The sequence below is a fragment of the Facklamia sp. P12955 genome, assembly GCF_050409565.1.
GTDB lineage: Bacteria > Bacillota > Bacilli > Lactobacillales > Aerococcaceae > Facklamia.
In genome coordinates this window covers 24,972-50,710 of record NZ_JBNUPF010000002.1, presented here as the reverse complement: position 1 = coordinate 50,710, position 25,739 = coordinate 24,972, and the positions used below count along the sequence as shown (strand labels likewise).

Sequence of the window (25,739 nt, the reverse complement as noted above, 5' to 3'; positions counted from 1 at the left end):
AAGAGATATTTAATAATTTGAAATAAGAGATCTGTAGTTTCTTTAATTAGAAGTTCTGATAGTTTTTTCAGTCCTTATTCTTTTATTATTAGAAATAAAATAGTGATGCAATGATCGATACTTTGAATAAAAAGAGGTTATTTTCTCTTGTTCTTTTTCAAAAAGCTGGTTATCAAATCTTTTAAAAATAAAGTACCATAAAGTTCACTATCTAACCCCATGGTGCCTTATTTTAATGGATTAACTTCGCATCCCCTGATAGGATCCTCTTCTTTCAAGCTCTTGATCAATAGCGTTTAAGACCTCCCACTTCTTCAGTGACCATTGAGGTCCAATCAATCGCTCACGCGGTGCATCGCCGGTTAATCGGTGAATAATAATATCCTGAGGGACATACTCCAATTGGTCACAGATTAATTGCACATATTCCTCCTGTGTCATAAATTTTAATCGCCCCGTCTGATAATCTTGGACCATTTTTGTCCCTTCCATCAAATACAAGAGATGAAGCTTTAAGCCTTGAATATCAGATTCCTTAACAACTCGCTTCAAACTCTCCATCATCATGGCGTAGTCTTCACCAGGCAAGCCATTAATTAAATGGGTACACACAGGAATATGATGTTTTCTCAACTTGGCAACACCATCTAAGTAGCATTGGTAATCGTGTCCCCTATTTATATGGACGCTGGTCTGGTCATGAACAGTTTGCAGTCCTAATTCTACCCACATATAATACTTTTGATTCAATTCTGCCAAGTATTCAACCACATCATCAGGCAAGCAATCTGGACGCGTCGCTATCATTATGCCTACCACACCCTCTTCATGAATGACTTGTTCAAACCGCGCTTTTAAAACATGTAGGGGAGCATGCGTATTGGTAAAGTTTTGAAAATAAGCGATGTATTTTTGAACTTTAGGCCATTTTTTGTGCATTTGCTGGATCCCTTTTCCTAATTGAATAGGTAGCGGATCCAACCGACTTTGAGCAAAGTCGCCCGAACCAGATTCCGAACAAAAAGTACAACCGCCAAAGGCAACTGTACCATCACGATTAGGACAAGTAAAGCCACCGTCCAGTGAGACTTTAAAGACCTTTTCGCCAAAATGATCCTTTAAATGCTTATTCCACGTTTGATAACGTTTTTTATTTCCATTCATCTTTTTCATTCCTAACTTTTCATTTAAAAAAGACTGTCATGATGAATTCATGATCAGTCTAAGTATTTTATTTCGATTTGACATAAGTAATTCCGTTAGCTGCAGGCCCTCTGGACTGACCAACCACTCCGACCAGGACAATAATTGTCACTAAGTAAGGTGCAATCTGTAAGTAAACAGATGGAATACTCTCAATATAAGGAATACGTGACCCTAAAACTGCTAGGGATTGGGCAAAGCCGAAGAAAATAGCCGCTCCCATTGCGCCAAGCGGATTATATTTACCGAAAATCATGGCCGCCATCGCCATAAACCCTTGCCCGGCAACCGTCGAAAGTGAGAAGTTCAAGGTAATGGTATTCGCTAGAACACCCCCACCTAAACCACCAAAAAAGCCTGAAAGTAAAACTCCGGCATACTTCATGCCATAAACATTGACACCTAGTGTGTCCGCTGCTTGAGGGTGTTCGCCGACTGAGCGTAACCTTAAGCCAAAAGGTGTTTTGAATAAAACGAACCAAGCGATACCCGCTAGTAAAATACCAGCATAAGCGGGGGCTGAAGTAGCTTTAAAGAAAATCGGTCCAATAAAAGGAATATCCGATAAAATGGGGAAAGTCGCATAACCAAAGGACTCTCTAATGGAAGGTGTTTCACCTTTACCATCAAATAATACTCTAACTAGAAAGACACCCAAAGCTGGCGCGATCAAGTTGATAACGGTTCCTGAAATGATATGGTCAGATCTTAAATGGACAGTGGCCAATGCATGGATAGCTGAAAGGAGGATACCTGCCAGACCTCCTGCTATCAAGGCCAACCAAGGGGTCAGATCGCCAAATTGATCCGCAAAATTTAAGTTAAAAACAACTGAAGCTAAGGCACCAATAACCATGATTCCTTCTAGCCCCACGTTAACAACCCCAGAACGTTCTGAAAAAACACCACCAATGGCTGTAAAAATTAGAGGAGCTGAATAAACAAGGGTTGAAGAAACGATAAGTGTTAGCAGATTAACTGACATTAGACTTCGCCTCCTTCTGAATTAGCTTTAGTGGCTATACTTTGTTTTTGTGGGAATAATTTATCTTTAAAATAAGTAATAATAAAGTTCGCTCCAATAAAGAAGATGATAATACCCATGACAATATCTACGATTTCGGAAGGAATTTTAGCAAATAACGCCATGGTCGATGCCCCTGTTTCTAAAGCACCAAAGAGAATAGCTGAGAAGATAATACCGATTGGATTATTAATTCCTAGTAAAGCGACAGCCATTCCGTTAAAACCAATAGCCGGTGCCACACCATTTTGAAGGTTAATGAATCCAAATTCACCCAAGCCATTCATTACGCCCCCTAAACCAGCTAAGGCACCAGAGATGAGCATGGCAAGCACAATGTTTTTCTTGTCAGACATTCCGGCATATTTAGAAGCATAACGGTTGAGACCCACTGAGGTTAATTCAAAACCAGTCGTCGTGCGTGACATTAAGATGCCAATGATTACCGCAGCAATCACTGCTAGGAAAATCCCACCATGTAGGGTGGAGTTTTTAGTTAATTGACTGAGCCATTCCATTCTTAGGCTGGCATTTTGACCAATTGAAGGCGTTCTATCTGCTCGATCGGTTAAGACATAGCGAATTAAATAATCGACAAAATAAATAGAGATATAATTTAACATGATGGTTACGATGACTTCGCTGGTGCCAAAATAGGCTTTTAAAACGCCGGCGATAGCTGCCCACAAGGCTCCGGCTAATGCTCCGGCGATAATAGCCAAAGGAATGACTAGCCAAGCAGGTGATTCGGGCATCATCAAGGCCACCCCTACGGATACAAACCAACCCCATAGGGCTTGACCCGAAAGACCAATATTAAACGATCCAGCCGTATAAGCCACCGCAAAACCCAGTCCAGTAAAAATTAAAGGAGCTGCTGCTCGGAAGGTTTGACCGATGGAAAACGGATTACCAAAAGCTCCTGTAATTAAAAATTTGTAACCTGTCACTGGATCATAACCAAAGGCCAACATTAAAAGGGCTCCAAAAACCAAACCAATAATGACCGAGGCTACGGAAGTAAATATTTTAGTTAATCTTGACATTAGTTACCTTCACTCCCTTCTTTCTTATTACGATTAGCCATTACTTCTTCAAAAGGCGTCCCGGCCATTAATAACCCTAATTCTTCTTCATTAGTTTCAGCAGCCGGGATATCGGCTACAATCTTACCATCAAACATAACTAATATACGGTCAGATAAGTTCATTATTTCATCCAACTCAAAACTCATTAGCAGAACCGCCTTGTTTTTATCACGTTCATTGATTAATGCTTGGTGAACAAATTCAATAGCCCCTACATCCAACCCACGTGTAGGATTCGCTGCAATTAAAATATCGGGATGCATCTCCAATTCACGCGCAATAATCGCTTTTTGTTGATTTCCTCCTGAAAGCGAACGGGCATTGACCTTTTCGGAGACCGTTCGGACATCATATTTTTTAATTAGTTCTTTTGCCCGCTTTTCTATTTCTTTAAAGTTCAAGAAATTAGACTTTGAAAAGGGCGAATGATAATAATCTTTCAATACAATATTGTCTTCTAATTTTCGATCGAGAATTAAACCGTATTTGTGACGGTCTTCAGGAATATGAGCCAGACCTTTTTGCGCAATTTGACGCGTTGTATAGTGGGTAATATTCTCACCATTTAAGTAAATCTCACCTGAGTTAGGTGGGATTAAACCAGTGATGGACAGAACTAATTCAGATTGCCCATTACCATCTATCCCTGCAATCCCAACAATTTCACCGTGTTTCACTTCAAATGAGAGCTTGTCTACAGCTACGATGCCTCGATGATCTTCAATATGGATATTTTGAACTGACAAAGCTACATCGGTCGGGTGTGCTAATTTCTTTTCGGTTTTAAAGTTAACGTTTCTTCCTACCATCATATTCGCTAAATCCACCGTTGAAGTTTCAGCCACATCAACGGTTTGAATTGACTCTCCTCGGCGAATAACAGTACAACGGTCAGCCACTTGCTTAATCTCTTTTAACTTGTGCGTAATAATAATTATAGACTTGCCTTCATTAGACAATTTATGCATTGTTTCCATTAGCTCGTCAATCTCTTGCGGTGTTAAAGAAGCCGTCGGCTCATCAAAAATTAAAATATCTGCACCACGGTAAAGGGTCTTTAGAATTTCCACTCGTTGTTGCATACCCACTGAAATATCTTCAATCTTAGCATCAGGGTCTACTGACAAACCATATTTTTTAGAAAGCTCAACAATTTTTTCGCGTGCTTGAGCCTTATCCACCACCAGTCCCTTGGTCGGTTCTTCACCTAGAATAATGTTTTCAACTACGGTGAAGGCTTGAATCAACATAAAATGCTGGTGCACCATGCCGATTCCTAACTCGACTGCTCTTTTTGGAGATCCGATTGTCACAGCCTTACCGTTCATATAAATCTGACCGGAGCTAGGTTCTAGTAAACCGGATAAGATATTCATTAAAGTTGATTTACCTGCCCCGTTCTCACCAAGTAAGGCATGAATTTCTCCTTTTTTAAGTTCTAAATTAATCTTTTTATTTGCAAAAAAATTGCCAAACTTCTTGGAAATATCTCGCATTTCGATAACAGCATGATCCATGTTGATCGAAACTCCTTTCTCCATTGCTAATGTTCATAGTCCCTCATATTATATCGGATAATAGCATAAATTTCAGTAACAAATTTATTTTAATAGACCATGTTTTTTTAAAACTATTTTAATCATCCTTGGTCTAAAAATTAATCTTCATTTGATTCAATTAAGACTTGCCTTGGCTTACTCCCATCTTGTGCGGAAACTAAACCTTGTGCTTCTAGGTCATCAATCATACGGGCTGCACGATTATAACCAATTCTAAATTTGCGTTGGAGTTGTGAAATAGAGATAGTATCCTGTTCCTTAATCAACTCCACTGCTTCAAGATAATATTCATCATCAGAGGCTTCTGAGTTTAAGACACTCTCTTCACTGACGACAATATTTTCATCATAATCGGCTTGTCTTTGTTGCTTGATGAAGTCAGTAATGCGCTCTACCTCTTCATCAGATATATAAGCTCCTTGAACTCGGATCGGTTTGTTTTTGCCCATAGGTTGGAAGAGCATGTCACCACGACCCAGTAATTTCTCAGCACCGACCGAATCTAGAATTGTGCGTGAATCTGTTCCAGAAGAAACAGCAAAGGCTAAACGAGAAGGAATATTGGCCTTAATAATTCCAGTAATAACATCAACCGAAGGTCTTTGCGTCGCTATAATCATATGGATACCGGCTGCCCTCGCCATTTGAGCTAAACGGATAATGGCATTTTCAACATCATTAGAGGCCACCATCATGAGGTCTGCTAACTCATCAATGATAACGACTATCTTCGGTAATTTCTCGTAGCCAGTTCCTTCTTCTTTGTTCCAACTCTCCACTTGTTCGTTATAGCCATCAATATTTCTCACCCCGCTTGTAGCAAATAGTTCATAGCGTCTTTCCATTTCTTCTACCACATTATTTAAAGCTCTAGCTGCCTTGCGTGGATTGGTAACCACCGGTGATAACTGGTGGGGTAAGTCGTTGTAGAGGGTTAATTCGACCTTTTTCGGGTCAATCATTAAAAATTTAATGTCTTCAGGTTTTGCCTTCATTAAAATAGAACAAATAATTACATTCACACCAACCGACTTACCTGAACCTGTTGCTCCAGCAATTAATAAATGGGGCATCTTGGTTAAGTCAGCCAGACAAACTGAACCTGAAATATCTCGTCCTAAAGGCACTTCTAAGAGTTTATCAGATTCCAAGCCCGCATCGACAATTTCACTAAAGGCGACTGGGCTGACTTGGGTATTTGGAACTTCAATTCCTATTAGCGATTTGCCGGGTATAGGGGCTTCCATTCGAATATCACGTGCTGCTAGTGCCAAAGCAATGTCATCAGATAAGGACACAATCTTACTTACCTTAACTCCCACAGCAGGTTCAATTTCATATTTAGTGACTGAAGGACCCAAATTGGCCTTCACTATCTTGGCATCGACCCCAAAACTTTCAAAAGTCAATTCTAATTTTTTTATATTGTCATTAATACGTTGATATTCTTCCGACTGGTCGACTACTGGTAATTTTTTTAGTAGCTTTTTCCCAGGGAATTGATAGGTTTTAGATTTCTTTTGTTTGGTTTTGGTTTGCTTTTGTAGTTCTTCCTTACTTAAAACCTGATCTAAGTCATCGTCAGTTAGAGCTTGCCTTTGATTACTAGCGTCTTGCCAATGACTAGCAGTAGCTAAGACATCTGCTTTATTAGGCGTTTGTTTAGAAAGTGCCTCATCAGCCATTTCGTCTTGTGCTATGGCTGTTTCAATTTCTTCTAGGCTTTCTACTTCCTTCGTTGGTAAAGGATTCAGCTGCTCTTTTGTCATTGAATCAATCGATTGACTATCAGCTTGAGAATGCGCTATTTCTTGATCGTGCATCTGATCAAAGAAGTCTAAATCCAAGACACGTCCTTCTTCTTGGGATAAACGTTTGGAGTTTAAAGATTTTTGCTGATAATCTTCTTGACGATAAGGCTTAAATTCATATTCTGTGGTGGGGTTAAAAGCGGGTTGGTCTTCTCTTTCGAAGGTTGGCATATAAGCTGTTCGATTGTTAAATGAAACATCCTTTGGAGGAAGACTTTGTGTTTCTTCTGTTTTCATAAAGAAGGAATAGAAACGACTAAATAGTGTTGTAAATACATTTTGCTTTTCTTGCTTTGATTCATTAAGTTCGTTGCCTTCAATATTCATAACCTCATCAGGATTTTCTTCCAATGGACTAGCAGCGATGATGCTTCGTTCATCGTTAAGATCATCACCTTTATCTTGGTAAACCTCTTTAAGTTCTGAAAAATCAGGAAAAAGTTCTTTAAAAAGATTAGTCATTTGGCTAAATAATTGCTGAATGGCTTGCCAACCGGTAATTAAAGGGCGATCTAAAAGAAAAATTAAGCCGATAAAGAAACTAACAAAGAAGAAGAGATAAGATCCCCATTTACCAAATAAATATCCGATACTGACATAAAGACCTGCTCCGACCAATCCACCCCCTAAGCTAGAAATACTTTGTTGAGATAATAATTCCTTACGGTAGATTCGAAATGCATGCTCAAACGCCGACTGCTGAGTATTATTTTGTAAGTAATCGTAATACTCAATAAAGTGTAAAGACCCTGCTAATGCGATTATAATTAAAAAACCACCTAAGAGTGGTCTCAAAGGTACATTAATTACTCTTCCTTTTAGCATCATCATGGAACCTAAGAATAAACTGGTATATAAGAGAAGTCCGTAACTTTCACCTACCATTAAACGAAAACCATTAGTTAGCATTAAACCCATAATGCCCCAATTGAAAATAGCGACTAAACTTAAGAAAGTAATTAATATACCTAAAAATAAGTAGATTGATTGGTACTTCATTTGATTGGGTGATTGACTCTGACGCTTGGATTGTTTTTTCTTTTGAGCCATTTACATCACATCCTTTCAGAACTCTCGTGCATGGGTTATTATATCATTTATGATAAATGATATCGAACAAATTATCGTATTTCTAAGTTTATTAAAGGCTTATACCAATTAAAATTCAACTTCTAGAAATACTCTTTTATATGATTACTAACTTGATAAACCACAAATTTTAGCTTAGAATGTATCAAGTCATTGTATTTGTTGTAAAATAACACAAAATAATATATCGTTAATTATATCAATTAGATGGAGCGTGAAAAATGAAATTTATAAAAAAATATTGGAAGTTAATTTTTCTTATCTCGATGGTTTCATTGATAGCAACAGGCTGTATTCGCTATGATGCATCGGGTAACCCAACTGGACCTATCTATGAATATTTAGGAGTACCAACTGCTAACTTCTTAGACTTTTTAGCAGATATTTTTGGCGGTTCTTATGGGATTGCAATCATGATAGTTACCCTAATCACTCGTTTGTTTATGCTTCCATCGACTTATAAGATGACTAAATCATCAATGGAAAGCTCAGCTAAAATGAAATATGCCCAACCTGAAATTGCAGAAATTCAAGAAGAAATGAAAGGAACAGATAATCCACAAGAAAAAGCTGCTCTGCAACAAGAGTTAATGCAAGTTTACGGAAAATATGACATTAACATGTTATCGAACGTTTCTGGCTGTTTACCATTATTAATTCAAATGCCAATTATTTCAGCTGTTTATACAGCGGTTCGTACATCCGATAAAATTGCAGAGTCCTCTTTCTTAGGTATTCACTTGGGTGGAAAGAGTTTACTATTAGTTGGTTTAGTTGCAGCAACTACCTTCTTATCTAGTTGGTTAATGCAAAAAGGAACAGCTACACCCGTTTCCGATAATCCTCAAGCCAATCAAATGCAACAATCAATGATGTATATGAACCCAATTATGTTAGGTTATTTCACTTATATTTCTAACGCGGGAATCGGACTATATTTCTTCACTGGTTCTCTTTTCACTTTAGCTCAACAATTCTATATGAATCAGGTTGCACGACCAAAAATTCAAAAAGATATTGATGAAAAAGTCAAAAAGTATCAAAATATGCCGCGAGTAAAGCGACAGAAAAAAGCGAGACAAACGAAAAAACAATTAGAAAAAGTAAATGCTGACCGTATTGTGCCGGTTAAAAATCCAAAAGCTAGAAATGCTGGAAAGCAAAGAAAGAATAAATAAATCTACATAAAATGAGCCTCACCACATTATTGTGCTGAGGCTCGTTTTATTTTTCTTCTTTAGCAAGTTCTTTGGCAATCCTTTCACTTTTATAAATTAAGTGTTGGTCCGTTAAAATCGGAAACTCAACATAGAAGATCGATCCTCTTTGATAGACAGACTCCACCCGAATTTTTCCGTGGTAGCCTTCTACTAATTGTTTAGCGATACTTAACCCTAAGCCATTACCACCTTTGGCACGCGCTCGTGCTTTATCCACTCGGTAAAACCTTGAAAAAACACGCTCTTTATCTTCTGCTGTCATTCCTTCTCCAAAATCTTGGACAGCAATTTCAACCTTATTCATGGTTTGACTGACTGAAATATGTATCTCCGGACGATCTGTCGAATATTTCACAGCGTTATCAAGTAATATTACTAAGATCTGTTCAAAGTGATGATGATAAATATTGACATAAACTTTTTTACTTTTCTCATTATCTAAATAAAAATGAAAGTTTGGATATAAAATTTCAAAATTATGGTGGACTAGAGAAGCTGCGGTGGTGATTTCGGTTACTTCGTCTTTGTAATCCACGTCTACATGGTCTGCTCTTGAAAGGTCTAACATTTCTTGGACTAATTCCTTCATTCGTGTAATTTCTTGCAGCGAAGCAGAAATAGATTCATCTAAAACCTGCTGATCTTCTTTACCCCAGCGATTTAACATCTTTAAATGTCCTTCAACAATCGCTACCGGCGTTCTTAATTCGTGCGAAACATCTTCCACAAACTGTTTTTGACCCTTTACATAAAGCTCAATCTTATCGAGCAGTTTATTAACATGTAAACTTAAATCGCTCCACTCATCATTGGTTCGCGGTCGAACAACACGAACCTGAGAGAGAGTATCTCCTTCTAATAAATCTAAAGTGTTAATAACATAAGTTAAGGGCCTTAAAAAATAATGAGCGATTAAAAAGCCACATAATATTGAAATCAAAGTCGTTATTAGAAAACAACGAATCAAAAAATAATTTAACTTTTGAACATACGCTACTTTTGCCTCAGGTAGAACAATATATTGAACAATGCCTAATAATTCTTGATTAATACGACTCGAAATCCGACTAGAGCCGATTAGATAATTCTTTCCTTTTATATTTTGCCTTTCAAGCTCTTTACTAGATGATCCAATAGGATATTGAAAATGCTGACTTTCATTTAATAACTTTTGTTCGGGACTATATAGGCGAATGATAGTTTGGTCGTTAGAATAGTGATCTATTAAAAACTTAACTTTTGTCTCACTATCTTGTTCTTTTTGGTCAAGGAATTGTTGAGCTTGGAAAGGCTGATCTTGGTCGGATAGCCCCTTAATTAAAAATTCAAATTGCATCTGATGACTTTCCTTTGATTGTTCATCGTACATTTGAATCGTTAACTGGCGATAGATTAAAAGTGAAATAAATGACAGCATAATCATTGCTAAGGATAAGAAAATACCCCATTTCCATTTAAGCGAAAGGGGTTGGTCTTTCTTAAAAGTAAAGACAGAAGATGATTTAGTTTCTGATGACATAGCCTGTACCACGAACCGTTTGAATATAAGATTCTTCTCCTGGAATATCGATTTTATTTCTCAAATAACGGATATAAACATCCACCACATTAGTTTCAACCTCGGATTTATAGCCCCATACTTGTTCTAATAAGACATCTCGTGGCATAACCATATTGATATTTTCCATTAAAAAGACTAATAATTCGTATTCTCTTTTAGTTAAATCAATTAACTCACCTTGTCTTTTCACCATACGGCTTGATTTTTCAACCACTAAGTCCCTAAATTTTAGATAAGGTTGATTTTGAGTTCTTGATTCATCTTCAGTCTCGATTCGACGGAAAAGTGCTCTGAGTCTGGCTAATAATTCTTCAATGGCAAATGGTTTAACGATGTAGTCGTCTGCTCCTTGGTCAAGACCTGAAACACGATCAATGACAGAATCTCTAGCCGTCATAATAATAATAGGTACATCTTTAACTGGACGAATACGGCGTACAACTTCCAACCCATTTAATTCAGGTAACATTAGGTCAAGTAAAATAACATCCCACTTTTCTTCTAAGGCCTTTTCCAAACCACTGCGCCCATCATAACAGATAGCTGTTTCATAGCCTTCATGTTGAAGCTCAAGCTCAACAAAGCGAGCTAAGTTCTTCTCATCTTCAACAATTAAGACACGTTGATTTACATTTTTTACCATGCGAACTTCCTCCTATAGACTTAACTTACTAACCAATTAACGTTTATTAAGGTCTTAGACTATTGGTCTACTCTTTCTTCACGCGATTCATCCCAAATGAAATGGTAGCTGCCAACTTTATCCACACGTTCATAAGTATGCGCTCCGAAATAATCACGCTGTGCTTGAATTAAATTAGCTGGAAGTACTTCACTACGATACGAGTCATAATAAGCAATTGCGCTTGAAAATCCAGGAACAGCAACACCCGCTTGAACTGATAAAGAAACAATTTCGCGAACACTTGATTGATACTGATTAGTGATTTGAGTGAAGAAATTATCTAATAAAAGGTTATCTAATTCTCTATTACGATCAAAAGCATCAGAAATATCTTGCAAAAAGCGCGCACGAATAATACACCCTGCACGGAAGACACGGGCAATTTGGCTATAATTTAAATCCCATTGATATTCTTCGGAAGCGCTGCGATATTCTGCAAACCCTTGAGCATAGGACATAATTTTTGAAAAATAAAGTGCCTGACGAATTTTCTCTATCCACTGTTTACGATCCTTTTGGAAGCTAGAAGTATCATGCGAAGGTCCTTGAATAATTTGAGAAGCCTTAACACGTTCTTCTTTTAAAGCAGAGATAAAGCGCGCATAAACCGATTCTGTAATTGTAGGTAAGGGAACGCCTAAGTCTAAAGCTGATTGCGAGGTCCATTTTCCAGTCCCTTTATTACCAGCTTTATCAATAATCATTTCAACCATTGGTCGCTTGCTTTCAGGGTCTTTTTCCTTAAGAATCTTGGCGGTGATCTCGATTAGATAGGAATTTAATTCTCCTTGGTTCCATTCCTCAAAGACTTGAGCAATCTCATCTGCAGACATTCCTAATAATTTATCCATGATTGCATAGGATTCGGCAATTAATTGCATATCACCATACTCAATACCATTATGAACCATTTTAACATAATGACCGGCACCATTTGCTCCCATATAAGCTACACAGGGTTCTTGATCAGCTGGTGCTTTTGCCGCAATTTCTTTTAAGATAGGCTCAACTAATTCATAGGCTTCTTTTGGTCCACCAGGCATTAAGGCAGGACCATGTAAGGCACCTTCTTCCCCACCAGAAACTCCCATCCCAATAAAATGTATGCCAGAGTCAGCTAAAGTTTCTGCTCTTCTCATAGTATCTTTAAAGAAGGTATTCCCTCCATCGATTAAAATATCTCCTTGGTCTAAAAGAGGTAAAAGTGATTGGATTGTAGAATCAGTCGCTTGACCTGCTTTTACCATTAACAAGATACGGCGAGGCTTTTCAATTGATTGAACAAAGGATTCCAAGTCATAGCTAGCTACTAAATTTTTATCTTTATTTTCGTTTATGGCTGCTTCTGTTTTAGACTGTGAGCGATTATAAATTGCTACACGATAACCTCTACTTTCAATATTTAACGCTAAATTCTTTCCCATTACAGCCATTCCAACTACACCAATTTGAGCTAATGTCATCTAATTATCTCCTTCACTTTCATGATTATCTCATTCTAACAAACTTTTAACTTGAATTAAAGTTAACTTAATAAAGACAAATTGCATTTTATAGGCGTTTGCGTTACACTATTTTTATCAATGGATAGGAGGTTCCAGCCAATGAAAGCCAACAAAAAAAAGAAAAGTAAATACGATCGACGTATAAAAATCTTTTCGATTATTATGGTGATTACCATGTTAGCTGGTGTCATTTTTAGTCTCGTAATTTCTTTTTTTCATTATAAAGGATAATAGGAATGAAGTGGATTCTGCCACTTCATTTTTTATTGATTCGATTTGGTTTTCCCAAACCATTTTTCCATTCCACCCTTTAGAATAAAGACTTGGTCATATCCATTCTTTCTTAATATATTAGCAGCTCTTGAACTTAAAAAATAATTATCATCCACTAAATAAACAGGAATATCTTTTCGAATTTCACTAAAACGCATTTTAAATTGCGACATTGGAATACTTCTAGCTCCTAAAATATGACGTGCATCAAATTCTCCCGCTTCACGAACATCCACCACTTGGACTTTGCGAATAATTTCATTTAATTCTCCACTAGCGACCAATTGGGCTGATCGTTTGCGCATTATCCAAAGGCTTACCCAGAAAATACCATAAACTAAAAGAACAGTTACAATTATCCACAAAAACAGTTCAAATATACTCATCATTATTTCCTACTTTCTTTTACTAAAATTAAATAAGCTGCTCCTAAAATTCCGGCGTCATTGCCTAATTCAGCTAAGCTTATTTGTGTTTGATCTTTGATAGGTTGAAAAACAAATTTTTGATATTGTTTTTCAATGGATTCCTTAAGGGAGTCTCCAGCCTTGGAGATACCCCCTCCGATAACAATCTGTTGCGGATTGAGAATGTTTGCTAAGTATGAACAAGCTAAGCCTATGTATTTTGAAAAGTTTTCAAAAATTTCCAGAGCAAAGTCATCATTAGCTTTTACTGCTACCATTAAATCCTCAGCTTCAACCACTTGGCTAGCTTGGAACATTTGGTACAAAGAAGATTGGCCTTGATAATCTTTAGCAAGAAGTTGACCCAAGTTATTGAGACCTTTGGCTGAAGCAATCGCTTCTAAGCATCCCTTTTTACCACATGAACAAGGAAAACGATCGGTAAAGTCCACTGTTATATGGCCAATTTCTCCCGCTGAACCCGAAGCTCCTTTAATCAAACGATTTTGGCAGATAATTCCTCCTCCAACTCCTGTTCCTAAAGTTAACATTGCTAAATCACTGCAACCCTTGCCTGCTCCTTGCCAGAGTTCACCAAGAGCAGCTGAATTAGCATCATTAATGATCATAAAGGGAAGGTTGATTGCTCTTTCAAATTGGCTTTTAACGGGATGAGGGTGTACCCAATTTAAATTATAGGCTCCCTTAACTGAACCATCTTCTAAAATAGTGCCCGGACTACCCATTCCAATGCCTAGGTAATCTTCTGCTACTTCTTGTCTTTCTTCTAATTTGTTTTGAATAGATTCGATAATCGAAGGAACAATTTTTTGACCTTTATTTTGAGTCATGGTTGGTATTGACCATTTTTCAATAATTTGACCTTTTTGTGAAATAATGGCCATTTTAGCACTCGTTCCACCCAAATCGATGCCGATAATCTTTTTCATATACAGCCTCCTAGCGATAGTTAAAAATTTTACCCATAATTAAGAGAGCAGTCAAAATAAATATTCCCCAAAAAACCCCTGATCTTATCTTCTTATCAACACTGGCATGCAATCGGTGACCTAGACCTAAGACTAAGGTCGTCATACCACCGTATACCGCTCCACCAAAATGTCCCCACTGATCAATCCCTTGAGAAGAAAAACCAGTAATGACATTCAAAATAATTAACAGTGAAAAATTAATGGCTCTTTGCCTTAAAACAATCATATTGGGATACATTTTCGCTAAGACAATATAAGCTAGAAACAAGCCGAAAATACCTGTCGAAGCACCTGCTGAAACATTGTCATTAAAGGCAAAAGAAAATACATTGCCCCCAAAACTAGCAAGTAAATAAATTATTAAAAAGCGTCCGTGTCCAAGAATTTTTTCTAAGTCTTGCCCTATAAAATAAAGAGAAAGGTTATTAAAAAGCAAGTGTTCAAAACCAATATGTATAAAGCTTGGTGTAATTAATCGCCACCATTCTCCACCATAAAGAATTAATTCATTGGACTTCGCTCCCGTTTTTATTAAAGCCTCTAAGGATGTTGTTGTTTGAAATCTTATTAACATATAAATGAAGACCATTAAGTTGATCGCTACTAAGGAATAAGTAACGAAGGGTAAGGCTAAAATACGTCTCTTTTTCATATTTGAAACTCCTTTAATAATTTGAAGTCCATTATACACTAAGTAGCTATTTTTTCCTATTGAGCCTAATTCAGTTAAAAATAAAAAGTCTAGGTCATTAATGGCCCAGACTTTCATAAAAATTATTTTTTAACTTCACGGTGTAATGTTACCTTACGATCTCTTGGGCAGTACTTTTTAACTTCCAGACGATCAGGATTGTTACGTTTGTTTTTATTAGTTAAGTAATTACGTTCACCGCATTCAGTACATTCTAAATTGATGTTTACGCGCATGATTTTCCCTCCAAACTAAAAAATATTTACTCTTCCAAGAACAGCACTATAAGATTATACCATTGTTTCTAAAATTTAGCTATGGTTTTTTATTGATAATAATAAGCTCCATGAGTTAACTGGCTAGCAATTTCATGAATGGTCATATCAGAGTTCAATTGATATTCGCCTGTTTGAATTAATGAAGATAATTGCCATTGTTCGATAAGGTTTTGAAACTCTTGAGCGGAGGTAATATATCCTTCTGTTTCTAATCGCTGAGAAATCTGACTAGCATTCTCTCCTTGACGAATTACAAAGGCTCCTTCAGCAGAAGCTTGGTTATTATCTTCACTTGCAGTTTCATCATTAGAATCTATGGATTCATCTTGTTCTTCAGTATTATCACTCTCATCTCTCAGTGACTCTAAATAATCAATTGATTCTCTTTGTTTAGCAACCTTTTCTGTTAAGGATTCGTTATCGGTGGTCACTTTTTCTAATTGTTTTTTTAAGTTTTCATTATCGCCTGTTAGTTTTTCTAAACTGGCTTCACTTTCTTTAACCTTGTCTTTTAATTGCCTGGTTTCTTGCCCATCAAGTAAGCTAGGTAAGGTCACTCCCTCGATTGGCACATACCCTTGAACAAAGGTAGCATAAACAGCCGTTAGTAAACTGGCAATTAGAAGCCCCACCCCTAATGATCTTAATTTTTCTTTTTTCATATTAAACCTCCTAACTAGCGGTTTTCAATATATTCATCGATCACGTATTGAATGGTTACGAGCTCTTCATCAACCTCATCTTCAATTTCTTTTAAGGTATAACCTTGTGAATAGTAACGAATGATGTCTTCGCGATTGCGATCATTGACATCATAATTGACACGCGGTTGAACCACTTCTTCTGCAACTTCAAGAGCTTCATGCTCTTCAACTGCTTCAATTGCTTCAAATTCTTCAGCATCTTCTTTGGGTGCAAAATAAACATCTTGAGCTGTTAAAGGCTGCATAAATTCTTCCTCAACACTTTCAATGGAAGTATCTTCCACCTTGAGTTGATTAATCGAATGTTGTAACTGTCTGATTTTTTCTGCGTGATCTTCAAGCTTTTTATTTAAGCTTGCATTACCTGTAGAGTCTTTGGTAAACAAAGACATCACCAAGACAATAATTGCCAGCACCAATAGAGCCAGTACTAAAATCCAAATATCCATTATTTCACCTCATCTATTTTTTCTCAGTTTAGCAAACCTTTGTGAAGATTTAAATAAATCTTTCTGAAAATTTAACCCTAATTAAGGCGAAGTTAAATTTTTCTTATTCTTATAATCAATAATAGTCTCTCTAGTGGCTGATTTCAATTCAAAGTAAGCATTATACACGTCCCGTGCTATTCGAGTGGCTTCACCACCGTATGAAGACTGGTTAAGGTAAGGGACAATCACGCTAATAGCTATCTCAGGATCATCAAAGGGTGCATAACCAATGTAAGTACCATTTATAACAGGATCATTTTTTGCATATTGAATAGGTCCTGCATAGAAGGCTTCTGTCGTTCCCGTTTTCGACCCTACTTGAAAAGGATAATCCTGCAAATAAAATGAAGCAGTTCCTTCTTGGGTATGGGAAACCATTCGCATTCCTTCTTGAATTCTTTGCATTTGGGCAGGTTCATTTTGAATGACATTCATTAACTTTGGTGGAATAGTGGTAACAATCCCACCTAATTGACCGTTTTTATCAGTTCCGCGAACTTCTTTAACCAATCTAGGTGAATAACGTTTGCCGTTATTAGCTATTGTAGAGACATATTGAGCCATCTGTAACGGTGTGTATAAGTCGAATTGACCATACGATAAATCAAGTGCTGAAACTAACATATTACTAGCAGGTGTATATCCCGTTGATTCATTGGGGAGGTCGATACCAGTCTTAGTTCCCAAGCCAAATTCAGCAAAGTTCCTTCTCAAAATATCGATGGTCCGAGGATTAATATTCAATCGTCCCTCTTCTTCATAATTGTATTGCCCACCGATACGCATGGCTAACTTAATCATGTAAATATTTGAAGAACGTTGCAATGCAATCATATCATCAATAGGAATTTGCCCTGTTCGATTGAATAGGGATGTTTTCTCTTGAGAAGCTTGGAATTTTAATGGTTCATCAACAATTACATTATCTGTTAAAGAAATAACGCCTTCTTTATAACCCATTGAGATCATGGCAGGCTTGACACTAGACCCCATACCGTAGGATGTGTTAATGGCTCCTAAAGCGTCATCAACAATTTGCTCACGATTATAGGTATCATTTTTTTTATCATAAGCATATCTCTTACCGGAAATGCCTAATACTTCACCATTTTTTGGATTTAAGGCTACCACATAAACTCGATCATTTAATCCCTGTTCGGCTCCCATATTAACTAAACTGCTTTCAACAATCTCATCTAACTTAGCTTGAAAATCTGTATTGATAGTTAATACCAGATTGTTTCCTTTTGAACCTTCGTAGACTTTATCATTTTTTAGAATATCATCTTTAGCATCTGTCACAATATTAAAAACTGATTTAGAGCCTTTTAAAATCGATTCATATTGCTTTTCTAAATAAGAAATTCCGATTCGATCATTCATAGCATAACCTTTAAGCAATAATTCCTTAGCGTCTTCTCTTGGAATACCGCGCTCTTCAGTCGAAACTTGTCCTAGGATAGAACGAAGCATATCCTTTTTAGGATAAACTCTTTGCCAATCAGTCCCAATTTGAATGCCGGGTAAGTTTCTTAAGTTTTCACTCACCCTAGCTATTTCTTCTTGGGTAACATTTTTATTTTTTATCGTAACGGTCGATAACTCGTAAGCAGCTGCCATACGTTTATAGATGGCAATAATTTTTAATTCGGCTTCCGAAAATTCTAAATCTTCGTCTTCAACTTTTGATAATTGAGCTTCATAAGCCTGACTGCCTGATAAAAGCAGTTCCTCATCATTTAAACGTTTACGAATTTCGTCGATATTATTTACGATAAAATAATCTTTCTTATCTCTTTCGGTAACTCCTTGAGTTGGTAATTCAATTAAAGAGGCTAACTGAGTAGCAATTTTAATAAGATCTCCATTATCTACCCTCGAGGCACGATCTCTGGTAAAGAGAATAGCTCGTTCCGGTTGATTACCGACAATCACATCACCTTGGCTATCATAGATCATTCCACGAGGCACAGCCCCCGTTGAAATGGTTGATTCGGTTCGTTGAACCATTTTAGTAAGACTTTCTCCTTTATATAGTTGCAAATAGCCCAGACGAATAAAAAGGGCTGTAAAAGCTAAAAAGGCTGTAAAAAATAAAAGATTTAATCGCCTAGGTATATGTGAACGCTTCTTTTTTTTATTTTTATTTAATTTTTTAGGCATCTTCATCATACTTTCTGTAATCTATTTCTAAAGTCTAAGTTATTATAGCAAACTATACCTCAAGTTGAAACTTTATCCGTTAAGTCATAAATTAACATTTATTATTTTGTGATTTTATCACTATTTTTTGCTAAGATAGATAAGCAATGTTTCAAGAAAAAGGAGTTTTTTCGTGAAAATTAAAAGTAGAAAATATTTTATTTTAGTGAATATATTTATTAGCTTCTTAATAGCAAGTATGTTAGCCTATTTGATGAAATTTATTCCCATAGGAGATCAACAAGAACGTACCCTGCTCACCGTTGATTTAAGCCAGCAATACATCGATTTTTTCAGTTTGTATCAACGAGCACTCACAGAAAATCCTAGACTCTTCCTTTATTCTTTTGAAAAAGGAATTGGTGGTGAGATGATTGGCTTATGGGCGTATTATTTAATGAGTCCCTTTAATCTGATTTTACTATTTTTTAAAACTGAAAATTTAGATTTCGCCATTCTATTTTTAACCCTCATAAAACTGCTAGCCATTTCGGCCAGTTTTTATTATTTTGTTGAAAAAAAATACACCATCCAGCCAGTCATGAATATAGCTTTTAGTCAAGCCTATACCTTCATGTCTTATACCATGGCCTACCAACTGAATATCATGTGGTTAGATGGATTATTCTGGTTACCACTAATTGCACTAGGTCTAGATTATCTACTCAAAGAGAACAAACCGCTTCTTTATGTTTTTAGTTTAGCGATTGCAATGATCAGTCATTATTACATAGCTTATATGATTTCGATCTTTTTAATGGGTTATAGTCTTTTTGTCATTTTCGAAGATGAGAAACACCTTTCAATCAAAAAAGTTTTTTCGCAATACTTTTCTTTTATAAAATATTCACTGCTTTCAACCGGATTGTCAGGACTCTTTTTACTCCCTACTTTTATTTCAACTCTGAGCAGCAAAAATGCTCATAAGAAAGGATCCTTCGATTTTATTTTTGATTGTTCAAGTGAACACTCCTTGATGGATTTACTGGCCAAAAACTTTATCGGTGCTTTTAATTTTAATCAGTTATCCAACGGTTCAGCCAATTTTTATGTGGGCATGACTGTGGTAGTTCTTCTTATCTTATACTTTCTCTCAGCTAAGATAAGAATGAAAGAAAAACTAATCAGCTTTATGTTATTAGTCTTTTACTTTGCCTCCTTTACTTTCACTAATTTAGATAAGGCATGGCACCTTGGTCAATTTCCGATTTGGTATCCTTCTCGTTTTTCATTCTTAGTTTCATTCTTTTTATTAATTTTAGCGATTCGCTCTTATAAATACGTTCATAAGATCAGACTCTATCAAATACTCACCATAGTTTTTTCTTTAACAGTCTTTTGTTTATTTTATTTTTTGAATGATAATTATAGCTTTTTAAGTGATGCAAAAATCTTTTATAGCCTCATCTTCATGCTCTTAATTAGTTTTATTTTCTATCTTAATCGCAAGCCCAATAAGGGGTTGCTTTTCCTAATACTCCTTCTAACATGTGGAGATATGACTCTAAACGGTTACTTCATTTTGTCATCTAATGATCATTATGTGCAACCTTCTCGATTTAAAGATTATATTGCCTTATTGGATGAGATGATTGCCCCTGTTCAACCTAAAGAAAATGAATTCTATCGCATCCATAAGACCTTTAATCGAACAAAAAATGAATCCTTTTTCGCTAATTATCCTAGCGTCAATCATTTTGGATCAACCTTAGAGGCTTCTACTAGCCAACTGTATGGTTATTTGGGAATTCCACACACTAGTAATTCCATTTATTACACCAGTGGGACCCTGTTTACCGATGATTTTTTGAATATTCGCTACCTCATCGATATCACCTCCAATACAAATATGTATGCCACGGTTGAAAGTTACGCTTTATATCGAGAAGTCAGCGATTTTGATATTCGAGCGCATCAAAAACTCAAAAAAGAAAAGCGCTATGTCTACTATAAAAATCCGAATGTTTTGGGACTAGGAATGGAAGTATCTCCTGTGGTTATAAAAGCTAAGTTTAAAAAATATAAGCCCATTGAAAATCAAGAAATCTTATTAGACTTGCTGAACTTTGACGGTGAAAAGCTACAATTCTTTGAACAAAAAAAATTCAAAAAAATTGATTATCTAAATCTGAATGTGACCAATAAAGGAGATGGGGACTTCTATACCTATAAAAAAGAAAATCCCAAAAGGGATGCTTCTTTTGCCCTATCCTTTGATACTGAATCAAACAATCCCTTTTATTTTACTTTTCCTAATCATTTTTCTAACAACAGAGTTGAACTTATACTAGATAGTAAGCCTTATGAGTTTTATTCGCCTACTAACAGCCGCCAAATTATGGATGCGGCTTTTAAAAAATCAGGTAAAGAACATTCACTTAGAGTTAAGTTAAAGAAAAACACTTTTAAAGCCAACCTTATAAATCTCTATGAATTCAACCTTAAAAACTATCAGCAGTTAATCACAAAAAGAAAAAATAAGTCTCTAAAAATTACTTCTTTTGAAGAAAATACTTTGGAAGGCCAAATTAATATTGAGCAAGAAGAAGGATATTTGCTGATGACATTGCCTTATGATCCTTATTGGCATGTTAAAGTGGACAATCAGTCTGTAGAAGCCCTTCCAGTTTTAAATGATACTTTAATGGCTATTCCAATGACCAAAGGTAAACATACAATTAAGATGACTTATTTCCCCGACTCTATCTATTATGGTGGCTTGGTTAGCTTTCTAGCTATTGCTTTATTAATAGTAGATCAAAACAAATTTCGCCATAAAAATAAATAATTCATGTTATAATAAATATAGGCGTCCAACTTGCATAATGCTGAATAGTTGGATAAGATAGCTCTATTAAATTATAGAATAAAGGATGTTTTATTTGAAAAAATTATTTTTTATCCTTAAAAATGGCTTGAATAATCCACGCTTTTATATCGAGAGCCTCAATGTCAAATGGAAGCAAGTATTAGTCCTTCCTTTAATTATCACCATTTTAATGGCTTTGAATTTTGGAAAAGCCCTTTTTCCAACACTGCGATCCATTCAAACAGATATTAATGAAAGCATTAATTATCTACCTGATTTCCACATTAATGCGGGTGAACTCCAACTTAATGAAGGCGAGAAAGCTCTATATTATGAATCACGACAATTTCAATTAATTATAGACGATCAGTTGACCAATCTTTCTGAAGGAGAAGGTTTAATTTTAAAGTCAGTAGATAATAGAGACCCTCAATTGACGAGCACCTTCAACTTGTTACTAGTTAAAAACCAAATACTGGTCTATACACCCGAAAATGGTCAGGTTTTTGCCTTTAATCATGATATGGTCACTAATAAAGAAAATCTAGCGGCCGTTTTGACTTATGCTAGTCAATTTAGTTTAACTCAACTCTTCTTTACTATAATAATGACTTGGATAGCCGCGGTCTTCGCTCACTTTTATTTTCTAGTTATTACCTCTTTATTAACCGGTATCTTGAACATGCGTTTAAACTTTCCTTTACCTTTTATGGTGCGAATGAAGTTAGTTATGGTTTGTTCTTTTGTGCCAATCTTAATGATAGAAATCATTCAATTATTATGGTCAGGCTTTTATGTTCCTTTCTATCTCTTTGTGGGCCTAACACTCTTTATTATCTACCATACTTTTAAACAACATACTCTCTTCATGCATCAATTGTTATCTCATATGGATATCAACATTATCAAAGAAGAAGATATTAAAACAGATGAAGACAAAAAGGACTCCTAATTCAGGAGTCCCTTAATTTGTCTTATTTTTTCGTTCTTGTCTAGCTCTCAATTTATTTTTACGTCGGCCAACTGAGCGTTTATGCTCTTTTATTTCTTGCTTCAGTTTATTTTTATAGCCCGGCTTGACTTTAGTCTTCTTAGCGCGATTAATTAATTGTTTCACCTTAGGATCTTGTGTTTTTTCTTGTGTATTCTTGCGAACGGAGCGTCGACTCCGATGATCAACTTCTTTTAACTCACCCTTACTATATTTGACTTCAGTAAATTTAATACCCTTGGCTTCTAAGCTCTCAATAGCCGCTTCATCGTCAGGCCCCATAAAGGTATAGGCTGTGCCGGTTAAGTCATTTCGCGCTGTTCGACCGACACGATGGACAAAGAATTCTAAGTCCTTTGGCAATTCGGTATTAATAACGTGCGAAACACCTGGAATATCAATTCCTCTGGCCGCAAGATCAGAAGCCACCACATATTGAAACTCTAGATTTCGAATTTGTTTCATTAAACGATTTCTTTCTCTTGGTTGCATGCCACCATGAATGGTGGCTATCTTTAAGCCCTTGCTTTTTAAAAATTCACTTAAGTCATCGGCATAATTTCTAGTATTACAAAAAACAATTGCTAAATAGGGCTGACCCATTGTTAATAGATTATAGACCATTTCCTCTCGTTTGATCCCTTTGATATCAATTAAGTAATTTTCCACTTGGTCAGTTAGCACTTGCTTCGGTTTAATCGTAATCTCTTTGGGTCCGGTCATGTATTTATTTAAGAACACTGCTACCTGCTGAGGAATCGTAGCAGAAAAAACCATCATTTGCAGATTCTCTGCCATTCTAGAAGCAATTTCATCGACAATTGATAAAAAACCCAAATCAAAAGTCATATCCGCTTCGTCCACAACCATCGTCTTAGCTGTTTGTACCCATAAAGCATTGGCTTGCATCAGATCAAAAATTCGCCCTGGCGTTCCAATTACTAGATGCGGTTGTTGGTTGGCTAATTTATCTATCTGTCTTTCCTTATCCGTTCCACCTATAAAACGTGAAATTCTGATACTCTCACTTTGATCACCTACTAATTCCGTCGCAAATTCATAAATTTGATTGGCTAATTCACGACTAGGAGCTGTAATAACTGCTTGAACTTTTTGATCGCTAGGATCTAATTGCTCCAATAACGGAATAAGAAAGGCATGTGTTTTTCCTGACCCAGTTTGAGACTTTACAATAAGGCTCTCGCCTTTTAAGGCAAGAGGGATCACTTCTTCTTGCACCGGGGTCAACTTTTTAAATGATATTCTATCCAGTGCTTGCTTAATAAATGCTTTTATATTTAATTCATTAAAATTCATATATTTCTCCTCTATATATTCTTTTGCTTATAATAACGTCATTCGTAAAAAAGTATACCATAAAGCTATCTGATAAAATATGACGGATTCTTAATCTTGAATCCAAGATCTAATTTGATATAATAAAAACTATGTAAAAATGGAGGCATCATAAAGATGAAAGAATATCGCTTAATTATGACTATTTTTGGGGCTAGTGGTGACTTAGCCCACCGTAAATTATACCCTGCCCTTTATCAATTATATAATAAAGGCTTTTTAGCTGACCATTTTGCAATAATTGGGACCGCTAGACGAGCATGGGACGATGAATTCTTTCGTCAAGTGGTTAAAGAAAGTCTTTCACAAGCTAAACAAGCGAATGAGAACATTGAAGATTTTCTCTCGCATTTTTATTATCAAGCTAATGATGTAAAGGAAAGTCGACAGTATAACCAACTTAAAAAGCTATCTCTTTCTCTCTCAGAAAAATATCAAACTCAAGGAAATCAGATTTTTTATATTTCTTTATCTCCTAAGTTATTCCCAGTTATTACCATTCAATTAAAAAATCAAGGCTTACTCACTGACCAGGGATATAACCGACTAATTATTGAAAAACCTTTTGGATATGATGAAAAAACAGCTGAAGAATTACAGACTCAGTTAACTCAGTCCTTTGATGAAAATCAAATTTATCGAATTGATCATTATCTAGGTAAGAGTATTGTCAATCAAATTCTACCCATTCGGATGAACAACTTTCTCAGCCAATTCCTATGGGATCCAGCCAATATCGACCACATTCAAATCACTTTAGATGAAGAAATTGGAGTCGAAGATCGTGGAGCCTATTATGAAACTAGTGGGGTCAGTCGCGATATGATCCAAAATCATGCCCTGCAATTATTAACCTTGATCACTATGGACCTACCTGCTAATAGGAGTAATGAGGCTTTAAGGCAGAAAAAAATTGATCGATTGAAACAATTGAAACACTATGCTGACTTAGAAGTTTTAAAAAAACATGTGGTACGTGGGCAATACATACAAAGTGAAGACCAAAGTCACGTAGCTTACCGTCAAGAAAAAGACGTTGCCAGTGACTCGACAACCGAAACCTATATGGCTTTAAAAATAGCCATTGAGCAAGATAAATGGGCAAACACCCCCATCTATTTGCGCTCAGGTAAGCATCTTAATAATAAACAGACCGATATTAAAATAATCTATAAGAAGCAAGCTGAAAATGTTCCAGCTAACTATTTACAAATTGAATTAGCTCCTCATGCTGGCATTCGTTTGTGCTTATCCCAGTCTGATTCTACCCATCGTAACGAAATTAAAGAGCTCAATTTATGCTATCATCTTCCACGAGAACTTACCAAGGTTATACCAGGTGACTACGAAAAATTACTTTTTGACTGTATGAACGGCGACCTGAGTAATTTCGCTCACTACCTAGAAGTCAAGTATGCTTGGCAATTTATCGATTCCATTCATGCTCTATGGCAAGAAGAAAAAGATCCCGATTTGGCTTTCTACCCTGCCCAGTCTAACGGACCAGAAGCAGGTGACTATCTGATCGAAAAGGACAATCGCTCATGGTTTAATGAATAACAAAACAAAATAAAGATCCTTTCACTTTAACCTGTACTAGGCACTGCCCCCAAATAGTGAGGCAAACATAAAAACACCTCCGTTGAATTCGTGTGAAATGAATTTAATGGAGGTGTTTGATTAGGGTTAATCACCTAGCTTACTCTGCAGAAACAAAATCGAAATGTATTGAAATGAAAAATGAAGGCCGGACTAATAAACAAATAATAGATGAATGAAACATTAAGAACACATCTCAAG

21 protein-coding genes are annotated in these 25,739 nt (G+C 36.2%); 5 read left to right on the top strand and 16 right to left on the bottom strand.

Going from position 1 to position 25,739, the window contains the following annotated elements; translation table 11 throughout:
- Positions 1 to 240: 240 nt before the first annotated feature.
- The 5 genes from ACQV2G_RS00860 to ACQV2G_RS00840 form a co-directional block, all read right to left on the bottom strand.
- Positions 241 to 1,164 (bottom strand): TIGR01212 family radical SAM protein, encoded by a 924-nt coding sequence (locus tag ACQV2G_RS00860; RefSeq protein ID WP_428874695.1) that lies wholly within the window; start codon positions 1,162 to 1,164, stop codon positions 241 to 243.
- Positions 1,165 to 1,231: 67 nt separating this feature from the next.
- Positions 1,232 to 2,188, bottom strand: a complete 957-nt coding sequence (locus ACQV2G_RS00855) for an ABC transporter permease (RefSeq protein ID WP_428873775.1) — start codon at positions 2,186 to 2,188, stop codon at positions 1,232 to 1,234.
- Positions 2,188 to 3,273: an ABC transporter permease gene (locus tag ACQV2G_RS00850; RefSeq protein ID WP_428873777.1), complete on the bottom strand. Its 1,086-nt coding sequence runs from the start codon at positions 3,271 to 3,273 to the stop codon at positions 2,188 to 2,190. Before ACQV2G_RS00850 ends, ACQV2G_RS00855 begins: the two co-directional genes overlap by 1 nt.
- Positions 3,273 to 4,832: an ABC transporter ATP-binding protein gene (locus tag ACQV2G_RS00845; protein ID WP_428873778.1), complete on the bottom strand. Its 1,560-nt coding sequence runs from the start codon at positions 4,830 to 4,832 to the stop codon at positions 3,273 to 3,275. The genes ACQV2G_RS00850 and ACQV2G_RS00845 overlap by 1 nt, the downstream gene beginning before the upstream one ends.
- 140 nt (positions 4,833 to 4,972) lie before the next feature.
- Positions 4,973 to 7,735, bottom strand: coding sequence for a DNA translocase FtsK (locus ACQV2G_RS00840; protein WP_428875814.1), 2,763 nt, complete (start codon positions 7,733 to 7,735; stop codon positions 4,973 to 4,975).
- A 260-nt stretch (positions 7,736 to 7,995) separates the two neighbouring features.
- Here ACQV2G_RS00840 and yidC point away from each other — a divergent pair, with 260 nt between their 5' ends.
- Positions 7,996 to 8,952, top strand: coding sequence for a membrane protein insertase YidC (yidC, locus tag ACQV2G_RS00835; RefSeq protein ID WP_428873780.1), 957 nt, complete (start codon positions 7,996 to 7,998; stop codon positions 8,950 to 8,952).
- A 46-nt stretch (positions 8,953 to 8,998) separates the two neighbouring features.
- Here the strand turns inward: yidC and ACQV2G_RS00830 are convergent, their stop codons facing one another.
- From ACQV2G_RS00830 to gndA, 3 genes are read right to left on the bottom strand one after another with little or no spacing between them, the layout of a single operon-like run.
- Positions 8,999 to 10,513: an ATP-binding protein gene (locus ACQV2G_RS00830; RefSeq protein ID WP_428874693.1), complete on the bottom strand. Its 1,515-nt coding sequence runs from the start codon at positions 10,511 to 10,513 to the stop codon at positions 8,999 to 9,001.
- Positions 10,497 to 11,198, bottom strand: a complete 702-nt coding sequence (locus ACQV2G_RS00825; RefSeq protein ID WP_428873782.1) for a response regulator transcription factor — start codon at positions 11,196 to 11,198, stop codon at positions 10,497 to 10,499. Before ACQV2G_RS00825 ends, ACQV2G_RS00830 begins: the two co-directional genes overlap by 17 nt.
- Positions 11,199 to 11,257: 59 nt before the next feature.
- Entirely contained in the window at positions 11,258 to 12,703 is a 1,446-nt protein-coding gene (gene gndA / locus ACQV2G_RS00820; protein WP_428874692.1) for an NADP-dependent phosphogluconate dehydrogenase, read from the bottom strand.
- Positions 12,704 to 12,844: 141 nt separating this feature from the next.
- Here gndA and ACQV2G_RS00815 point away from each other — a divergent pair, with 141 nt between their 5' ends.
- Complete coding sequence (locus ACQV2G_RS00815; protein ID WP_428873784.1) at positions 12,845 to 12,976, top strand: hypothetical protein; 132 nt, start codon at positions 12,845 to 12,847, stop codon at positions 12,974 to 12,976.
- Positions 12,977 to 13,008: 32 nt separating this feature from the next.
- Here the strand turns inward: ACQV2G_RS00815 and ACQV2G_RS00810 are convergent, their stop codons facing one another.
- From ACQV2G_RS00810 to ACQV2G_RS00780, 7 genes are all read right to left on the bottom strand, one after another.
- Positions 13,009 to 13,407 (bottom strand): rhodanese-like domain-containing protein, encoded by a 399-nt coding sequence (locus ACQV2G_RS00810; RefSeq protein WP_428873785.1) that lies wholly within the window; start codon positions 13,405 to 13,407, stop codon positions 13,009 to 13,011.
- Positions 13,407 to 14,375, bottom strand: coding sequence for an ROK family glucokinase (locus ACQV2G_RS00805; protein WP_428875813.1), 969 nt, complete (start codon positions 14,373 to 14,375; stop codon positions 13,407 to 13,409). The genes ACQV2G_RS00810 and ACQV2G_RS00805 overlap by 1 nt, the downstream gene beginning before the upstream one ends.
- 10 nt (positions 14,376 to 14,385) lie before the next feature.
- The gene (locus ACQV2G_RS00800; RefSeq protein ID WP_428875812.1) at positions 14,386 to 15,069 is read right to left on the bottom strand and encodes a rhomboid family intramembrane serine protease; all 684 of its coding nucleotides are present in this window, start codon (positions 15,067 to 15,069) and stop codon (positions 14,386 to 14,388) included.
- A gap of 122 nt (positions 15,070 to 15,191) precedes the next feature.
- Positions 15,192 to 15,344, bottom strand: coding sequence for a 50S ribosomal protein L33 (gene rpmG / locus ACQV2G_RS00795; protein ID WP_090290502.1), 153 nt, complete (start codon positions 15,342 to 15,344; stop codon positions 15,192 to 15,194).
- Between the two features lie 89 nt (positions 15,345 to 15,433).
- Positions 15,434 to 16,048, bottom strand: a complete 615-nt coding sequence (locus ACQV2G_RS00790; RefSeq protein WP_428873788.1) for an endolytic transglycosylase MltG — start codon at positions 16,046 to 16,048, stop codon at positions 15,434 to 15,436.
- A 14-nt stretch (positions 16,049 to 16,062) separates the two neighbouring features.
- Positions 16,063 to 16,539 (bottom strand): terminase gpP N-terminus-related DNA-binding protein, encoded by a 477-nt coding sequence (locus ACQV2G_RS00785; RefSeq protein WP_428873789.1) that lies wholly within the window; start codon positions 16,537 to 16,539, stop codon positions 16,063 to 16,065.
- 81 nt (positions 16,540 to 16,620) lie between these two features.
- Positions 16,621 to 18,744 carry a peptidoglycan D,D-transpeptidase FtsI family protein gene (locus ACQV2G_RS00780; protein ID WP_428874690.1) on the bottom strand — a complete coding sequence of 708 codons (2,124 nt, stop codon included), beginning with the start codon at positions 18,742 to 18,744 and terminating at the stop codon, positions 16,621 to 16,623.
- Positions 18,745 to 18,916: 172 nt separating this feature from the next.
- On the opposite strand from ACQV2G_RS00780, the gene ACQV2G_RS00775 reads away from it, so the two are divergent.
- Complete coding sequence (locus ACQV2G_RS00775; RefSeq protein WP_428875811.1) at positions 18,917 to 21,571, top strand: YfhO family protein; 2,655 nt, start codon at positions 18,917 to 18,919, stop codon at positions 21,569 to 21,571.
- A 94-nt stretch (positions 21,572 to 21,665) separates the two neighbouring features.
- Entirely contained in the window at positions 21,666 to 22,544 is an 879-nt protein-coding gene (locus tag ACQV2G_RS00770) for a DUF1189 family protein (protein ID WP_428875809.1), read from the top strand.
- A 12-nt stretch (positions 22,545 to 22,556) separates the two neighbouring features.
- On the opposite strand, the gene ACQV2G_RS00765 is transcribed toward ACQV2G_RS00770, so the two are convergent.
- Positions 22,557 to 23,900, bottom strand: a complete 1,344-nt coding sequence (locus ACQV2G_RS00765) for a DEAD/DEAH box helicase (protein ID WP_428875808.1) — start codon at positions 23,898 to 23,900, stop codon at positions 22,557 to 22,559.
- A 156-nt stretch (positions 23,901 to 24,056) separates the two neighbouring features.
- Between ACQV2G_RS00765 and zwf the strand changes: the two genes are divergently transcribed.
- Positions 24,057 to 25,499, top strand: a complete 1,443-nt coding sequence (gene zwf / locus ACQV2G_RS00760) for a glucose-6-phosphate dehydrogenase (RefSeq protein ID WP_428875807.1) — start codon at positions 24,057 to 24,059, stop codon at positions 25,497 to 25,499.
- Positions 25,500 to 25,739 lie beyond the last annotated feature (240 nt).

Bases quoted from the DNA above. Each gene is read 5' to 3' on its own strand.
- yidC (WP_428873780.1), top strand. From the start codon at position 7,996: ATGAAATTTATAAAAAAATATTGGAAGTTAATTTTTCTTATCTCGATG.
- ACQV2G_RS00810 (WP_428873785.1), bottom strand. From the start codon at position 13,407: ATGATGAGTATATTTGAACTGTTTTTGTGGATAATTGTAACTGTTCTT.
- ACQV2G_RS00825 (WP_428873782.1), bottom strand. From the start codon at position 11,198: ATGGTAAAAAATGTAAATCAACGTGTCTTAATTGTTGAAGATGAGAAG.
- gndA (WP_428874692.1), bottom strand. From the start codon at position 12,703: ATGACATTAGCTCAAATTGGTGTAGTTGGAATGGCTGTAATGGGAAAG.
- ACQV2G_RS00845 (WP_428873778.1), bottom strand. From the start codon at position 4,832: ATGGATCATGCTGTTATCGAAATGCGAGATATTTCCAAGAAGTTTGGC.
- ACQV2G_RS00765 (WP_428875808.1), bottom strand. From the start codon at position 23,900: ATGAATTTTAATGAATTAAATATAAAAGCATTTATTAAGCAAGCACTG.
- ACQV2G_RS00815 (WP_428873784.1), top strand. From the start codon at position 12,845: ATGAAAGCCAACAAAAAAAAGAAAAGTAAATACGATCGACGTATAAAA.
- ACQV2G_RS00805 (WP_428875813.1), bottom strand. From the start codon at position 14,375: ATGAAAAAGATTATCGGCATCGATTTGGGTGGAACGAGTGCTAAAATG.
- ACQV2G_RS00780 (WP_428874690.1), bottom strand. From the start codon at position 18,744: ATGCCTAAAAAATTAAATAAAAATAAAAAAAAGAAGCGTTCACATATA.
- ACQV2G_RS00830 (WP_428874693.1), bottom strand. From the start codon at position 10,513: ATGTCATCAGAAACTAAATCATCTTCTGTCTTTACTTTTAAGAAAGAC.
- ACQV2G_RS00855 (WP_428873775.1), bottom strand. From the start codon at position 2,188: ATGTCAGTTAATCTGCTAACACTTATCGTTTCTTCAACCCTTGTTTAT.
- zwf (WP_428875807.1), top strand. From the start codon at position 24,057: ATGAAAGAATATCGCTTAATTATGACTATTTTTGGGGCTAGTGGTGAC.
- rpmG (WP_090290502.1), bottom strand. From the start codon at position 15,344: ATGCGCGTAAACATCAATTTAGAATGTACTGAATGCGGTGAACGTAAT.
- ACQV2G_RS00840 (WP_428875814.1), bottom strand. From the start codon at position 7,735: ATGGCTCAAAAGAAAAAACAATCCAAGCGTCAGAGTCAATCACCCAAT.
- ACQV2G_RS00800 (WP_428875812.1), bottom strand. From the start codon at position 15,069: ATGAAAAAGAGACGTATTTTAGCCTTACCCTTCGTTACTTATTCCTTA.
- ACQV2G_RS00850 (WP_428873777.1), bottom strand. From the start codon at position 3,273: ATGTCAAGATTAACTAAAATATTTACTTCCGTAGCCTCGGTCATTATT.
- ACQV2G_RS00790 (WP_428873788.1), bottom strand. From the start codon at position 16,048: ATGAAAAAAGAAAAATTAAGATCATTAGGGGTGGGGCTTCTAATTGCC.
- ACQV2G_RS00785 (WP_428873789.1), bottom strand. From the start codon at position 16,539: ATGGATATTTGGATTTTAGTACTGGCTCTATTGGTGCTGGCAATTATT.
- ACQV2G_RS00860 (WP_428874695.1), bottom strand. From the start codon at position 1,164: ATGAATGGAAATAAAAAACGTTATCAAACGTGGAATAAGCATTTAAAG.